This window comes from Kitasatospora sp. NPDC057500 (assembly GCF_042802195.1).
Taxonomy (GTDB): domain Bacteria; phylum Actinomycetota; class Actinomycetes; order Streptomycetales; family Streptomycetaceae; genus Kitasatospora.
This window is the reverse complement of sequence record NZ_JBHVER010000200.1, coordinates 1-14,672: the sequence shown is the minus strand read 5'-3', so window position 1 is coordinate 14,672 and position 14,672 is coordinate 1. Positions and strand designations below refer to the sequence as shown.

Sequence of the window (14,672 nt, the reverse complement as noted above, 5' to 3'; positions counted from 1 at the left end):
GGCCGGGGCCCCCTTTCGCGTGCCCTTGCGGGCAATCCCCTTGCGCCGCGCCCGGCGTGAACGCTTCAATCAAGTTAGGAAACTTTCCTAACTCTCACGAGCCCGGGTGCCCCCATGTCCGGGCCAGGGAAACGGAGCGTCAGATGCGTACCCAGCACCGCACCGCCCGCACCGCCCGCCTCGCCCTCGCCGCCCTGCTGGTCGCCGCCCCCGCCACCGTCGCGGCCGCCGGCGCCGTCCACGCAGCCCCCGCCGCCGGAACCGTCCGGCTCGCCGCCGTGGGCCTGGACGACCCGCACAAGAAGGACATCGCCATGCAGCTGGTGTCCAGCGCGGAGAACTCCTCCCTCGACTGGAAGGCCCAGTACAAGTACATCGAGGACATCAACGACGGCCGCGGCTACACCGCCGGCATCATCGGCTTCTGTTCCGGCACCGGCGACATGCTCGAACTCGTCGAGCACTACACCGACCTGAAGCCGGGCAACATCCTCGCCAAGTACCTCCCGGCGCTGCGCAAGGTCAACGGCACCGACTCGCACTCCGGCCTCGGCTCCGCCTTCGAGCGCGACTGGGCCACCGCCGCCAAGGACACCGTCTTCCAGCAGGCCCAGAACGAGGAGCGCGACCGGGTCTACTTCAACCCCTCGGTCAAGCAGGCCAAGGCCGACGGGCTGCGCGCGCTCGGCCAGTTCATCTACTACGACGCCATCGTCATGCACGGCCCCGGCACCAGCTCCGACAGCTTCGGCGGCATCCGCGCCGCCGCCCTGAAGAAGGCCAAGTCCCCCGCCCAGGGCGGCGACGAGGCCACCTACCTCAAGGCCTTCCTGGAGGCCCGCAAGGTCGTCATGAAGCAGGAGGAGGCGCACGCCGACACCAGCCGGGTCGACACCGAGCAGCTGGTCTTCCTCAACGCGAAGAACTTCGACCTCAACCCGCCGCTGAAGTGGAAGGTCTACGGCGACAGCTACGTCATCAACAGCTGACCGCCCGCCGCACGGCGGCGGGAGGACCCGGGCGTCGACGGGCCTCCCGCCGCCGGTGTCAGGCGGTGGCGGTGTAGTCGTAGAAGCCGCGGCCGGACTTGCGGCCCAGCAGGCCCGCGTCCACCATCCGCGACAGCAGCGGGGGAGCGGCATACAGCGGCTCCTTGTACTCGTCGTACATGGACTCGGCGATCGACACGATGGTGTCCAGGCCGATCAGGTCGCACAGCCGCAGCGGGCCCATCGGGTGGGCGCAGCCCGCCTCCATGCCCTTGTCGATGTCGGAGGCGGTCGCCACGCCCGACTCGAACATCCGCACCGCCGACAGCAGGTACGGCACCAGCAGCGCGTTCACCACGAAGCCGGCCCGGTCGCGGGCGCGGATCGGGGTCTTGTGCAGCACCTCGGTGGCGAACGCCTCCACCCGGTCGGTGGTGGCGGCCGAGGTGGTCAGGGTCGGGATCACCTCGACCAGCTTCTGCACCGGCGCCGGGTTGAAGAAGTGCAGGCCGATCACCTGCTCCGGGCGCGAGGTGGCGGCGGCCAGCTTCACGATCGGGATCGAGGAGGTGTTCGAGGCGAGGATCGCGTCCCGGCGCTCCACCACCCGGTCCAGCGTCTCGAAGATCTTCACCTTGACGTCCTCGCGCTCGGCGACCGCCTCGACCACCAGGTCGCGGTCCGCGAAGTCCGCCAGGTCCACGGTGAACGCCAGCCGGGACAGCGCCCCGTCGCGCTCCTCCTCCGTCAGCTTGCCGCGGGTGACCGCGGTGTCCAGCGAGTTGGTCAGCCGGGCGCGCCCGAACTCCAGCGCCTCCCCGGTGGCCTCGGCGACCAGGACGTCCAGCCCCGCCCGGGCGAACACCTCCGCGATGCCCGACCCCATGAGTCCGCAGCCGATCACTCCGACGCGCGCGATGTCACTCACTCAGTTGCCCTTCGGTGGTGCTGGGGGTCGCCCAGCGAAATGGCCCAGCAGCTGTTGTCCGGCGGTTCGGCACCCGGTATGTGCGGACCGGTGCACCGTCCCGACGACGTTACTACTCCCTACCGACGAGTAGGTCATCCCCTCCCCCGGGGGACCCGCCACCCCGGGCCTTCCCCCGAACGGGTGGGCCCGCCCGCGTCGCGGGTGCGCTCCCGCCCCGCCCCGGCCCGCCGGGCGACAGAATGCGGGGCCGGGCCGCGGGTGGCCCCGCACGCACGGAGGGAGCACGGGCATGCCGACGGGATCGCTCACGGGACAGGTCGCCCTGGTCACCGGCGCAGGCCGCGGCATCGGCCGGGAGACGGCCATCGGCCTCGCCGCCGAGGGCATGGCCGTCGGCCTCGTCGGACGCACCCAGGAGACGCTCACCGACACCCTCAAGGAGTGCGTGCGGCACGGCTCGCGCGGCGTCGCCGTCGCCGCCGACGTCACCCGCCCCGGCTCGGTCCGCGAGGCCGTCCGCGTCGTCGAACGCGACCTCGGCCCCGTCGACCTGCTGGTCAACAACGCCGGCCAGATCGACGCCGCCGAGGTCCCGCTCTGGGAGACCGACGTCAACCAGTGGTGGCAGGTCGTCGAGGTCAACCTGCGCGGCCCCTACAACCTGCTGCGCTGCGTCCTGCCCGGCATGGTCCGCCGCGGCCGCGGCCGCGTCGTCAACCTCAACTCCGGCTTCGCGCTGCGCCCCGACGGCCACTACACCGCGTACGCCACCTCCAAGGGCGCGCTGCTCCAGCTCTCCGACAACCTCGCCGACTCGCTCGCCGAGCACCACGTGGTGATCCTCGACATCAGCCCCGGCGCGGTCGAGACCGACATGACCGCCGGCATGCCGATGTTCGCCGGCACCACGGAGTGGGGCTCCATCCCGTACATGGTCGCCGTCACCGTGGACGCCGCCCGCGGACGCTTCGACGGGCTGCACGGGCGCTTCCTGCACGCCGGACGGGACAACCTGGAGGAGATCGTCCGCCGCGCCGGGGAGATCCGCGAGGCGGACGCCCGCACCCTGCGGCTGCGCCCGTACGGGCCCGACGACCCGATGGGCTGAGCGCCGCCGGGCCCTCACGCGCAGAGGCGGCTCGCGGTCACCGGGGTGAGGCCGGCCCTGCCGAGGCCGTCGAGGATGCCGGGCAGCGCGTCGACCGTGCAGCGGTGGCCCAGGTGCAGGGCGACCACCGAGCCGCCGCGCACCGAGCCGAGCACCCGGCGCTGCAGTTCGGCGGCGCTCGGGTCGGCGTAGTCGCGCGGGTCCACATCGAAGGCGAGCACGTGCTCGTACCCGACCGCCTTCGCCTGCTCCCGCACCATCGGCGTCGCGTACTGGGCGGCCGAGGGGCGGAACCAGCGGCCGATCGAGCCGGTGAGCCGCTGCAGCCGCTCCGCGCACTGGGCGATCTCGGCGCGCGCCCGGTCCGGGGCCATGGTGGAGATGTTCTGGTGGTTCTGGGTGTGGTTGCCCAGCTCGTGGCCGCCGTCCAGGATCCGCCGGGCCATCTGCGGCTGCTGGTCGAGCCAGCTGCCGACGGCCAGCACGGTGAGCCCGGCCCCGTGCTGCTCGGCGATCTCCAGCAGGGCGGTGGCGAGCGCGGGGTCGCCGCTGCCGTGGAAGGTCAGCGCCACGTTGCGGCCGGTGCGCGGCCCGAACGCGACCTCGAACGGGGTGCCGGGCGCCAGCGCGGGCAGCACCGGCGCGACGGGCGGCGCCGTGGCGACGGGCGCCGTCGCGGCGGGCTCCGGCGAGGCCGGGCCCTCGCCGCCCGCCCAGGCCGGGTCCACCGTGCCCGACGGGTCCAGCGGTTCCGGGCGCACCGCGAACTCCCCCGGATCGGCCCTGCGACGCCCGGGGTCGCCGCAGGCGCTGAGCAGGCCGCCGACGGCGGTGAGGGCGGCCAGTTTGACGGTGGTGCGCAGGACGGTGCGCCGGTCGGCAGTCATCGCCAGCCAGCATAGGGACGGCGGCACCAGGCGGCGACCGCCGGACGCGGCCGGCCGGGGCGTTCGGGAAACGGTCGTTGACGTGCACACACACCGTCGTTCGAATGCTGCGGAAACCTGAACTACCGCTGTTTCCAAGGCGTCTCGTCGGCTACGATCACGGCGCACCGTGCGGTGGGGGCCGCCACCGGCCGCCTGCCGGTCGCGGGGCAGGGGACAGGAATCGTCCGGCGGCGCGTACTGCCGGACACCCGGACACCAGGGGGCGGCACATGAGCGAGGACAGGACGGCGGCGCACGGCGGCACCGGCACCGACTGGGAGTGGGCGCGCGCCGAGGACTGGCAGCCGCCGACCGAGCTCGACACCGGGATCCCGCACACGGCCCGGATGTACGACTACTACCTCGGCGGCAAGGACAACTTCGAGGCCGACCGCAAGGCCGCCGAGGCCGCCATCGCCGCCTACCCGGCACTGCGGCTGCTGGCCCGCACCAACCGCGAATTCCTCGGCCGCGCCGTCGAGTTCGCGGCCGGCCTGGGCATCCGGCAGTTCCTCGACATCGGCACCGGAATCCCCGCCATCGGCTCCACCAGCGAGGTCGCCCGCCGGGTCGCCCCGGACGCCCGGGTCGTCTACGTCGACAACGACCCGATCGTGGCCACCCACGCGCGCGCCCTGCTCGCCGGCCACCCGGCGGGCCACACCTCGGTGATCGAGGCGGACCTGCGCGAGCCCGAGGCGATCCTCGCCCACCCGGCGCTGCGCGCGGCCGTCGACCTCGGCGAGCCCGTCGCCCTGATGCTGGTCGCCGTCCTGCACTTCATCCGCGACGAGGACGGCGCCGAGCGGATCGTGCGCACCCTGCGCGAGGCACTCGCCCCCGGCAGCGCACTGATCCTCTCGCACGGCAGCCCCGACTTCGCCTCCCGGGAGAGCGCCGCCGAGGGCACCCGGGTCTACCGCAGTGCCAGCGCCCCGCTGGTGCTGCGCCCGCGCGCGGCCGTTGAACCCTTCTTCGGCGACTTCGAGTTCGTCGGCCCCGGCCTCGTCCAGCTCCCGCTCTGGCGCCCCGCCCCCGGCCACGTCCGCACCACCGACCTCCCCGAGGGCTGGCAGGACGTCTCGGCCTACGCCGGCGTCGCCCTCAAGCGCGGATGACCGCCGCCGCACCGCCGCTGCCGCAGGCCGCCGCCGGGCTGCTCGCCGGCGCCCCGCCCCGGCTGACCGCGCACCTGGGACTGGTCCACGAGGTCGCCGGGACGATTCTCCACTGGTGCGCCGGGTACGGGGTCCCGGTGGACCGGGAGGCCGTGCTGTTCGGCGCGGCCACCCATGACATCGGCAAGACCGTCCACCGCGAGGAGCTCTCCGCCCCCGGCTCGCTGCACGAGCGGGCCGGCTACGAACTGCTGCTCGCCCGCGGCGTCCCGGAGCGCCTGGCCCGCTTCGCCCGCACCCACGGCAGCTGGGCCGAGCCCGGTACCACCGTGGAGGACCTGCTGGTCAGCCTGGCCGACAAGGCGTGGAAGGACAGCCGGGTGCGCGACCTGGAGGACCGGGTGGTGGCGCGGCCGGCGCGGGCGGCCGGGCGCGAGGTCTGGGAGGTCTTCCTCGCCCTCGACGACCTGCTCGCCGGGATCGGCGCCGACGCCCCGCGGCGGCTCGCCGTCCAGGCGGCCCGTCCGGTGGACTGAACGGCCCGCCGCCGTCGGGCGGGCCCGGCGGCAGCCGCGCCGCCGGGCCCGTCCGGGGTGCGGTCAGCGCCAGACGGAGAGCCTGGCGGTGAAGGGGTGGAAGTCGAGGACGTCGCAGAAGTACGAGACCGTCTCGCCCCGGGCCACGTAGGCCTGGCCGGCGGCGTGGCACGCCTCGCCGCTCGGGTACATGCCGACGTAGACGTAGCCCGTCGTCCTGGTGGTCGCGGCCTGGGCGGCCGGGGCGGCCAGGAGCCCGCCCGCCGCGAGCGTTCCAGCCAGTGCCAGGGTGGAGACCGCCTTGCGCATTGCCATGCCGGTGCCTTCCTTCTTCGGACCCGAGCGCCGGACTGCCCGCCCGGCGCTTCGGGGGCGAGCCTCCTCCGCCTCCTGGATCACGGCAATGGTCGAGACCAATTCGGCAGGAACCTGCCGTGGCCTTGCACGGTGCCCGGCCGGGCGGCTCACCGGCCGCGCAGGCCGTCCATGTCGCGGCGGTCGCGCTTGGTCGGCCGCCCGGTGCCCCGGTCGCGCACGCCCGGCGCGGCGACGAACTCGCGCGCCGGGCGCGGCGGGCTGTTGTCCACCAGGCACTCCGCCGCGACCCCCGCGCCGACCCGCTTGCGGATCAGCTTCGTCACCACGACGACCCGCTCCCACCCCTCGATGCGCACCCGGACCTCGTCGCCCGGCTTCAACGCCTGCGCCGGCTTCGCCCGCTCGCCGTTGACCCGCACGTGCCCGGCCTTGCACGCCGCCGCCGCGGCCGACCGCGTCTTGGCCAGCCGCACCGACCAGATCCAGCTGTCCACCCGGACGCTTCCCTCGTCTTCGACCATCCTCCGAGCCTAGTCGCAGCATTCGGGTCCTCAGCGCCGCCCGGGCGCCTCCTGGACGGCCCAGCCGTTGCCGTCCGGATCGCTGAAGAAGACGAACGAGTTCCACAGCCCGCCCCGTCCGTCCACCCGGTCGCCGTCCTCGAAGTGCTGCACCGGGCTCACCTCCACGCCCCGCGCCACCAGCTCCGCGTGCGCGCGGTCGATGTCCGGCACCACCAGCTGCAGCCCCTTCACCGAGCCGGCCGGCGCCTCCGTCAGCCCCGTCCCCACCACGATCGAGCAAGGGGAGCCGGGCGGCGTCAGCTGCACCACCCGCACCCCGTCCCTGATCCGGCTGTCGTGGTCGACCCTGAAGCCGGCCTGTTCCTCGTAGAAGAGCTTCGCCCGGTCGACGTCCGTCACCGGGACCACCACCACCTCGAGCTTCCAGTCCATGGCCTCGCCCCTTCCGTCGGGCCATCCCAGTATCGGCCGCCGCCCCGGTCCGCGCGCGGGCGCCCGCCCCGGTCCGCGCGGGCGCGCCCGTCGGCTAGCCTGGGCGGCGATGAACCAGCTCGCCGCCGCCGCCCAGGCCCCCTTCCCGACCCCGTGGGGCCCCCTCGACCTCACCCGGTACCCCGAGGACCCGCGCGAGCGGCTGCGCGCCTGGGACGCCGCCGACGAGTACCTGCTGCGGCACCTGGCCGGCGAGAGCGACTCCGCCGAGGGCCGGCCCACCGCCCTGGCTGGCCGCGCCGTCACCGTCCTCGGCGACCGCTGGGGCGCGCTCACCACCGCCCTCGCCACCGCCCCCGCCGGGCACGCCCCCGCCCGGACCACCCAGATCAGCGACTCGCACCTCGCCCAGCGCGCCACCGAGGCCAACCTCGCCCGGGCCGGCGCCGCCCCCGCCGCGGCCCGCCTGCTCACCACCCGCGACACCCCGCCCGAGCGGACCGACGTCCTGCTGGTGCGCGTCCCCAAGAGCCTCGCCCTGCTGGAGGACCAGCTGCACCGGCTCGCCCCGGCCCTCCACCCGGATACCGCGGTCCTCGGCACCGGCATGACCACCGAGATCCACACCTCCACCCTCCAGCTCTTCGAGCGGATCCTCGGCCCCACCCGCACCACGCTCGCCGTCCGCAAGGCCCGGCTGATCCTCTGCGCCCCCGACCGGACGCGGCGGCCCGGCCCCAACCCCTGGCCGCACCGCTACGCCCTGCCCGGCGACATCGGCCCCGCCTCCGGGCGCACCGTGGTCAACCACGCCGGCACCTTCTGCGCCGACCGCCTGGACATCGGCACCCGCTTCCTGCTCGCCCACCTGCCCGCCGCCGCCCCCGGCGCCCGGATCGTCGACCTCGGCTGCGGCAACGGCGTGGTCGGCACCGCCGCCGCCCTCGCCGCCCCCGGCGCCGAGGTGGTCTTCGTCGACGAGTCCCACCAGGCCGTCGCCTCCGCCGAGGAGACCTTCCGCGCCAACCTCGGCCCGGACGCCCCCGCCGAGTTCCTCACCGCCGACGCGCTGAGCGACGCGGGCCTGCCGGCCGGCTCGGTGGACCTGGTCCTCAACAACCCGCCGTTCCACTCCCACCAGGCCACCACCGACGCCACCGCCTGGCGGATGTTCACCGGCGCCCGCCGCGCGCTGCGCCCCGGCGGCGAACTGTGGGTGGTCGGCAACCGCCACCTCGGCTACCACCTCAAGCTGCGCAAGCTGTTCGGCAACTGCCGGACGGTCGCGGGCAATCCGAAGTTCGTGGTGCTCAGGGCCGTCAAGCGCTGAGCACCCCGCGCCGCCCCCGGGCCGCGGCGGCTCTTCGCATACTCCTTGCATGAATGTTCCGTGCTGCGTATATTCATGCCACGACGAAGGAGGAACGCCATGGCATTGCGAGTCGCCGTCGCCGGCGCGAGCGGGTACGCGGGCGGTGAGGTGCTGCGCCTGCTGCTCGGCCACCCGGAGGTGGAGATCGGGGCGCTGACCGGCGGCTCGAACGCGGGCACCCGGCTGGGGCTGCTCCAGCCGCACCTGCTGCCGCTGGCCGACCGGGTCCTGGAGCCCACCACCCCGGAGGTGCTGGCCGACCACGACGTGGTGTTCCTGGCGCTGCCGCACGGCCAGTCCGCCGCCGTCGCCGAGGCGCTCGGCGAGAACGTCCTGGTCGTCGACTGCGGCGCCGACTTCCGGCTCAAGGCCGCCGCCGACTGGGAGCAGTTCTACGGCTCCGCGCACGCCGGCACCTGGCCCTACGGCCTGCCCGAGCTGCCCGGCCACCGCGCCGCGCTCAAGGGCAGCAACCGGATCGCCGTCCCCGGCTGCTACCCGACGGCCGTCTCGCTCGCCCTGTTCCCCGCCTACGCGGCGGGCCTGGCCGAGCCCGAGGCGGTGATCGTCGCCGCCTCCGGCACCTCCGGCGCCGGAAAGGCCGCCAAGACCCACCTGCTCGGCAGCGAGGTGATGGGCAGCGTCAGCGCCTACGGTGTCGGCGGCGTCCACCGGCACACCCCGGAGATGTCCCAGAACCTCACCCCGCTCGCCGGCGAGCCGGTCAGCGTCTCCTTCACCCCCACCCTCGTCCCGATGCCGCGCGGCATCCTCGCCACCTGCTCCGCCAAGGCGAAGCCCGGCGTGGGCGCCGGGGAACTGCGGGCCGCCTACGCCGAGGCGTACGCCGACGAGCCGTTCGTCCGCCTGCTGCCCGAGGGGCAGTGGCCGCAGACCAGCAGCGTCTACGGCTCCAACGCCGCCCTGGTGCAGGTCGCCCTGGACGCGGCCGCCGGGCGGATCGTGGCGATCAGCGCGATCGACAACCTGGTCAAGGGCACCGCCGGCGGCGCGGTGCAGAGCATGAACATCGCCCTCGGCCTGCCCGAGGAGCTGGGCCTTCCCGTGAACGGAGTCGCACCGTGACCGACCACCAGAACGTCGGCGTCACCGCCGCCCAGGGCTTCCGGGCCGCCGGCGTCACCGCCGGGATCAAGGCCTCCGGCACCCCCGACCTCGCGCTCGTCGTCAACGACGGCCCCTCGCTGGCCGCCGCGGGCGTCTTCACCTCCAACCGGGTCAAGGCCGCCCCAGTGCTCTGGTCCGAGCAGGTCCTCAAGGGCGGCACGGTCTCCGCCGTCGTCCTCAACTCCGGCGGCGCCAACGCCTGCACCGGCCCGCTCGGCTTCCAGGACACCCACGCCACCGCCGAGAAGGCCGCCGAGGAGCTGAAGCTCAACGCCGCCGAGATCGCCGTCGCCTCCACCGGCCTGATCGGCGTGCGGCTGCCGATGGACATCCTGCTGCCCGGCGTCGCCACCGCCGCCGCCGCGCTCAGCGCCACCGGCGGCGAGCAGGCCGCGATCGCCATCAAGACCACCGACACCGTCCACAAGACCGCCCAGGTCACCAGCCCGGCCGGCTGGACGGTCGGCGGCATGGCCAAGGGCGCCGGCATGCTCGCCCCGGGCCTGGCCACCATGCTGGTCGTGCTCACCACCGACGCCGACGCGGACGCCGCCGCCCTGGACGCCGCGCTGCGCGAAGCCACCCGCACCACCTTCGACCGGATCGACTCCGACGGCTGCATGTCGACCAACGACACCGTGCTGCTGCTCGCCTCCGGCGCCACCGGCACCGTCCCGGAGCAGGCCGAGTTCGACGAGGCCGTGCGCACCGTCTGCGCCGACCTCGCCCGCCAGCTGATCGGCGACGCCGAGGGCGCGAGCAAGGACATCCGGATCGACGTCACCGGCGCCGCCACCGAGCAGGAGGCCGTCGGCGTCGCCCGGGTGATCGGCCGCAACAACCTCCTCAAGTGCGCCATCCACGGCGAGGACCCCAACTGGGGCCGGGTGCTGGCCGCCATCGGCACCACCGACGCCGCCTTCGACCCCGACCGCCTGGACGTCGCCATCAACGGCGTCTGGGTCTGCCGCGACGGCAGCGTGGGGGAGGACCGCGACCTCGTCGACATGACCGGCCGCGAGGTCGTCATCACCGCGAACCTCAACGCCGGCGGGGCCGCGGCCACCCTGTGGACCAACGACCTGACCGCCGACTACGTGCACGAGAACAGCGCCTACTCCACCTGACAGCCGCCACCAGAGCCGGGGAAGCAGAACTGTGCAGATCGCACCCAAGGGCGAACAGGCCCGGAACAACACCGCGTTGCCCAAGGCCATGACGCTCATCGAGGCCCTGCCGTGGCTGGAGCGCTTCCACGGCAAGACCGTCGTGATCAAGTTCGGCGGCAACGCCATGGTCGACGAGGAGCTCAAGGCCGCCTTCGCCCAGGACGTCGTCTTCCTGCGCTTCGCCGGCCTGCACCCCGTCGTGGTGCACGGCGGCGGCCCGCAGATCAGCGCCCAGCTGGAGAAGCTCGGCCTGGAGTCCTCCTTCACCAACGGCCTGCGGGTCACCACCCCGGAGACCATGGACGTGGTCCGGATGGTGCTCGCCGGCCAGGTGCAGCGCGAACTCGTCGGCCTGCTCAACCAGCACGGCCCGTTCGCCGTCGGCCTGACCGGCGAGGACGCCCACACCATGACCGCCGTCAAGCGCTACGCGGTGGTGGACGGCGAGCAGGTCGACATCGGCCTGGTCGGCGACATCGTCAACATCGAGGCCGGCGCGGTCAAGGCGCTCATCTCCGACGGCCGCATCCCGGTGATCTCCTCGATCGCCCGCGGCGCCGACGGCCACGTCTACAACATCAACGCCGACACCGCCGCCTCCGCCCTCGCGGTCGCGCTCGGCGCCGAGATGCTCGTCGTCCTCACCGACGTCGAGGGCCTCTACAAGGACTGGCCGCACTCCGACGACGTGATCAGCCAGCTCAACGCCTCCGAGCTGGACGAACTGCTGCCGGAACTGGCCAGCGGCATGCTGCCCAAGATGGAGGGCTGCCTGCGCGCGGTGCGCTCCGGTGTCGGCACCGCCCGCGTGCTGGACGGCCGGGTGCCGCACAGCCTGCTGCTGGAGATCTTCACCGACGAGGGCATCGGCACGATGGTCGTGCCGGACGACGAACCGACCGTGACCGGGGGACTCGCATGACTTCCAACGCCCAGCTCACCGAACGGTGGCAGCACTCCTTCACCGACAACTACGGCACCCCCCGGATCCCGCTGGTCCGCGGCGAGGGCAGCAAGCTCTGGGACGCCGACGGCAAGGAGTACACCGACCTGCTCGGCGGCATCGCCGTCAACGCCCTCGGCACCGCCCACCCGGCCGTCGTCGAGGCCGTCACCCGGCAGATCGCCACCCTCGGCCACGTCTCCAACCTGTTCATCGCCGAGCCCACCGTCGCCCTCGCCGAACGGCTGCTGCGCCTGGACGGCCGCCCCGGCCGGGTGTTCTTCTGCAACTCCGGCGCCGAGGCCAACGAGGCCGCCTTCAAGATCAGCCGCCGCACCGGCCGAACCCACCTGGTCGCCCTCCAGGGCGGCTTCCACGGCCGCACCATGGGCGCCCTCGCGCTCACCGGCCAGCCCGCCAAGCAGGACCCGTTCCGCCCGCTGCCCGGCGACGTCACGCACGTCCCGTTCGGCGACGTCGAGGCGCTGCGCGCGGCCGTCACCACCGAGACCGCCGCCGTCTTCCTGGAGCCGATCCAGGGCGAGAACGGCGCGATCCCGCTGCCCGACGGCTACCTGGCCGCCGCCCGCGAGATCACCCGCGCCACCGGCACCCTGCTCGCCCTGGACGAGATCCAGACCGGCATCGGCCGCACCGGCCACTGGTTCGCCCACCAGGCCTTCGAGGGCGTCGAGCCGGACGTCGTCACGCTCGCCAAGGCGCTCGGCGGCGGCCTGCCGATGGGCGCGGTGCTGGCCTTCGGCGAGGCGGCCGAACTGCTCACCCCGGGCCAGCACGGCACCACCTTCGGCGGCAACCCGGTGGCCGCGGCGGCCGGCCTCGCGGTGCTCGACACCATCGAGTCCCAGGGCCTGCTGGAGCACGCCCGCAAGACCGGCGACCGGCTGCGGCACGGCGTCGAGGCGATCGGCGACCCGCTGGTCTCGCACGTGCGCGGGGCCGGGATGCTGCTGGGCATCGTGCTCACCGAGCCGGTGTCGGCCCAGGTCCAGGCGGGCCTCCAGGAGGCAGGCTTCCTGGTCAACGCCGCAGTGCCGGACGCCGTGCGGCTCGCCCCGCCGCTGGTGCTCACCGAGCAGGAGGCGGACGCCTTCCTCGCGGCGCTGCCGGCCGTCCTGCGGGCCGTCCGCGAGGGCGCCCCGGACGATGCGGACCGGGCGTAGTCCGGGAGAATAATGACATGACCGTACCCAACTCCGGGCAGCCCGCCGCCGGCCCGACGCCGCAGGTCCCGCAGACCCGCACCGCGCGCCACCGGCGGATCGTGGACCTGCTCACCCGCCAGCCCGTGCGCTCGCAGAGCCAGCTCGCCAAGCTGCTCGCCGACGACGGACTCGTGGTCACCCAGGCCACCCTCTCCCGGGACCTGGACGAGCTGGGCGCGGTGAAGATCCGCAACCGGGACGGCGCGCTCATCTACGCCGTCCCGGCCGAGGGCGGCGACCGCACCCCGCGCGCGCCGATGGGGGAGTCCGCCAGCGAGGGCCGGATGGCCCGGCTGGCCGGCGAGCTCATGGTCTCCGCCACCGCCTCCGGCAACCTGGTCGTGCTGCGCACGCCGCCGGGCGCGGCGCAGTTCCTGGCCTCGGCGATCGACCAGGCGGAGGTGTTCGAGATCATCGGCACCATCGCCGGCGACGACACCGTGCTGCTGATCAGCCGTGACCCGTTCGGCGGCCAGGCCCTCGCCGACCACCTGATGCAGCTCGCCCAGGCGAAGGCGCAGTAGCCCCCTCCCGCCCCCGGTGGGCCCGGCTCCGGCCGGGCCCACCGGCGTATCCGGAACCCGCCTGACCCCCGGGCTTTGAATTTCATACGGAGTAGTGCATACTTATGCCTATCGCCGTAAGCCTGTTCGCACAGTTGTGAAGGAGAAAGCCGTGACCGAGCGCGTCGTACTCGCCTACTCGGGCGGTCTGGACACGTCCGTCTGCATCGGCTGGATCGCCGAGGAGACGGGCGCGGAGGTCATCGCCGTCGCCGTCGACGTCGGCCAGGGCGGCGAGGACCTGGACGTCATCCGCCAGCGGGCGCTGGACTGCGGTGCCGTCGAGGCCGAGGTCGCCGACGCCCGCGACGAGTTCGCCGACGAGTACTGCCTGCCGGCCCTCAAGGCCAACGCCCTCTACCAGGGCGAGTACCCGCTGGTGTCCGCCCTCTCCCGGCCGGTCATCGTCAAGCACCTGGTCGCCGCCGCGCAGAAGCACGGCGCCACCACCGTCGCCCACGGCTGCACCGGCAAGGGCAACGACCAGGTCCGCTTCGAGGTCGGCATCAACTCCCTCGCCCCGGGCCTCAAGTGCATCGCCCCGGTCCGCGACTACGCGATGACCCGGGACAAGGCCATCGCCTTCGCCGAGGCCAAGGGCCTGCCGATCGCCACCACCAAGAAGTCCCCGTACTCGATCGACCAGAACGTCTTCGGACGGGCCGTCGAGACCGGCTTCCTGGAGGACATCTGGAACGCCCCGATCGAGGACGTCTACGAGTACACCCAGAACCCCGCCACCCCGCGCGAGGCCGACGAGGTCGTCATCACCTTCGAGGCCGGCGTCCCGGTCGCGATCGACGGCCGCAAGGTCACCGTCCTCCAGGCCATCGAGGAGCTCAACAAGCGGGCCGGCGCCCAGGGCGTGGGCCGCCTCGACATGGTCGAGGACCGGCTGGTCGGCATCAAGTCCCGGGAGATCTACGAGGCCCCCGGCGCGATCGCCCTGATCACCGCCCACCAGGCGCTGGAGAACGTCACCGTCGAGCGCGAACTCGCCCGCTACAAGCGGCAGGTCGAGCAGCGCTGGGCCGAGCTGGTCTACGACGGCCTGTGGTTCTCCCCGCTCAAGCGGGCCCTGGACGGCTTCGTCAACGAGGCCAACCAGCACGTCTCCGGCGACATCCGGATGGTCCTGCACGGCGGCCGGGCCGTCGTCAACGGCCGCAAGTCCGAGCAGTCGCTGTACGACTTCAACCTCGCCACCTACGACACCGGCGACACCTTCGACCAGTCGATGTCCAAGGGCTTCATCGAGATCTTCGGCCTCTCCTCGAAGATCGCCGCCCGGCGCGACCTGGGCTGAGCCCGCCTCCGGCCCCGGCCGCACCCGGCCGGGGCGGGCCCCCCACCACCCCAACCCCACGCGTCGGAAGAGTGCCCACC

16 protein-coding genes are annotated in these 14,672 nt (G+C 73.7%); 11 read left to right on the top strand and 5 right to left on the bottom strand.

The window, feature by feature from the left end; all coding sequences use genetic code 11:
- The first annotated feature begins 143 nt into the window (after positions 1–143).
- Positions 144–989 carry a chitosanase gene (locus ACFU74_RS30490; protein WP_380762508.1) on the top strand — a complete coding sequence of 282 codons (846 nt, stop codon included), beginning with the start codon at positions 144–146 and terminating at the stop codon, positions 987–989.
- Positions 990–1,047: 58 nt separating this feature from the next.
- Here the strand turns inward: ACFU74_RS30490 and ACFU74_RS30485 are convergent, their stop codons facing one another.
- Positions 1,048–1,917, bottom strand: coding sequence for a 3-hydroxybutyryl-CoA dehydrogenase (locus ACFU74_RS30485; RefSeq protein ID WP_380762506.1), 870 nt, complete (start codon positions 1,915–1,917; stop codon positions 1,048–1,050).
- A 292-nt stretch (positions 1,918–2,209) separates the two neighbouring features.
- Between ACFU74_RS30485 and ACFU74_RS30480 the strand changes: the two genes are divergently transcribed.
- A complete protein-coding gene (locus tag ACFU74_RS30480) occupies positions 2,210–3,028 on the top strand; it encodes an SDR family NAD(P)-dependent oxidoreductase (RefSeq protein ID WP_380762504.1) in 819 nt (272 codons plus the stop codon).
- A 14-nt stretch (positions 3,029–3,042) separates the two neighbouring features.
- Here ACFU74_RS30480 and ACFU74_RS30475 read toward each other — a convergent pair whose 3' ends face one another.
- Complete coding sequence (locus ACFU74_RS30475) at positions 3,043–3,915, bottom strand: polysaccharide deacetylase family protein (RefSeq protein ID WP_380762502.1); 873 nt, start codon at positions 3,913–3,915, stop codon at positions 3,043–3,045.
- A 389-nt stretch (positions 3,916–4,304) separates the two neighbouring features.
- Here ACFU74_RS30475 and ACFU74_RS30470 point away from each other — a divergent pair, with 389 nt between their 5' ends.
- Together ACFU74_RS30470 and ACFU74_RS30465 are read left to right on the top strand one after the other, a co-directional pair.
- Positions 4,305–5,075, top strand: a complete 771-nt coding sequence (locus ACFU74_RS30470) for an SAM-dependent methyltransferase (protein WP_380762512.1) — start codon at positions 4,305–4,307, stop codon at positions 5,073–5,075.
- Positions 5,072–5,611, top strand: coding sequence for an HD domain-containing protein (locus tag ACFU74_RS30465; protein ID WP_380762500.1), 540 nt, complete (start codon positions 5,072–5,074; stop codon positions 5,609–5,611). Before ACFU74_RS30470 ends, ACFU74_RS30465 begins: the two co-directional genes overlap by 4 nt.
- A gap of 63 nt (positions 5,612–5,674) precedes the next feature.
- Here the strand turns inward: ACFU74_RS30465 and ACFU74_RS30460 are convergent, their stop codons facing one another.
- The 3 genes from ACFU74_RS30460 to ACFU74_RS30450 form a co-directional block, all read right to left on the bottom strand.
- Entirely contained in the window at positions 5,675–5,926 is a 252-nt protein-coding gene (locus ACFU74_RS30460) for a hypothetical protein (protein ID WP_380762498.1), read from the bottom strand.
- Positions 5,927–6,075: 149 nt separating this feature from the next.
- Complete coding sequence (locus ACFU74_RS30455; RefSeq protein WP_380762496.1) at positions 6,076–6,450, bottom strand: RNA-binding S4 domain-containing protein; 375 nt, start codon at positions 6,448–6,450, stop codon at positions 6,076–6,078.
- A gap of 30 nt (positions 6,451–6,480) precedes the next feature.
- Positions 6,481–6,885 carry a VOC family protein gene (locus tag ACFU74_RS30450; protein ID WP_380762494.1) on the bottom strand — a complete coding sequence of 135 codons (405 nt, stop codon included), beginning with the start codon at positions 6,883–6,885 and terminating at the stop codon, positions 6,481–6,483.
- Between the two features lie 109 nt (positions 6,886–6,994).
- On the opposite strand from ACFU74_RS30450, the gene ACFU74_RS30445 reads away from it, so the two are divergent.
- The 7 genes from ACFU74_RS30445 (at position 6,995) to ACFU74_RS30415 (ending at position 14,592) form a co-directional block, all read left to right on the top strand.
- On the top strand, positions 6,995–8,215 hold the full coding sequence (locus ACFU74_RS30445; protein WP_380762492.1) for a methyltransferase: 1,221 nt from the start codon (positions 6,995–6,997) through the stop codon (positions 8,213–8,215).
- A gap of 99 nt (positions 8,216–8,314) precedes the next feature.
- Complete coding sequence (argC, locus tag ACFU74_RS30440) at positions 8,315–9,343, top strand: N-acetyl-gamma-glutamyl-phosphate reductase (protein WP_380762490.1); 1,029 nt, start codon at positions 8,315–8,317, stop codon at positions 9,341–9,343.
- Positions 9,340–10,512: a bifunctional glutamate N-acetyltransferase/amino-acid acetyltransferase ArgJ gene (argJ, locus tag ACFU74_RS30435; protein WP_380762488.1), complete on the top strand. Its 1,173-nt coding sequence runs from the start codon at positions 9,340–9,342 to the stop codon at positions 10,510–10,512. Before argC ends, argJ begins: the two co-directional genes overlap by 4 nt.
- An 88-nt stretch (positions 10,513–10,600) precedes the next feature.
- Entirely contained in the window at positions 10,601–11,476 is an 876-nt protein-coding gene (gene argB, locus ACFU74_RS30430; RefSeq protein WP_380762510.1) for an acetylglutamate kinase, read from the top strand.
- Positions 11,473–12,681 carry an acetylornithine transaminase gene (locus tag ACFU74_RS30425; protein WP_380762486.1) on the top strand — a complete coding sequence of 403 codons (1,209 nt, stop codon included), beginning with the start codon at positions 11,473–11,475 and terminating at the stop codon, positions 12,679–12,681. The genes argB and ACFU74_RS30425 overlap by 4 nt, the downstream gene beginning before the upstream one ends.
- 17 nt (positions 12,682–12,698) lie before the next feature.
- Positions 12,699–13,247, top strand: a complete 549-nt coding sequence (locus ACFU74_RS30420) for an arginine repressor (protein ID WP_380762484.1) — start codon at positions 12,699–12,701, stop codon at positions 13,245–13,247.
- Positions 13,248–13,398: 151 nt separating this feature from the next.
- Positions 13,399–14,592: an argininosuccinate synthase gene (locus tag ACFU74_RS30415; RefSeq protein WP_380762482.1), complete on the top strand. Its 1,194-nt coding sequence runs from the start codon at positions 13,399–13,401 to the stop codon at positions 14,590–14,592.
- Positions 14,593–14,672: the final 80 nt, after the last annotated feature.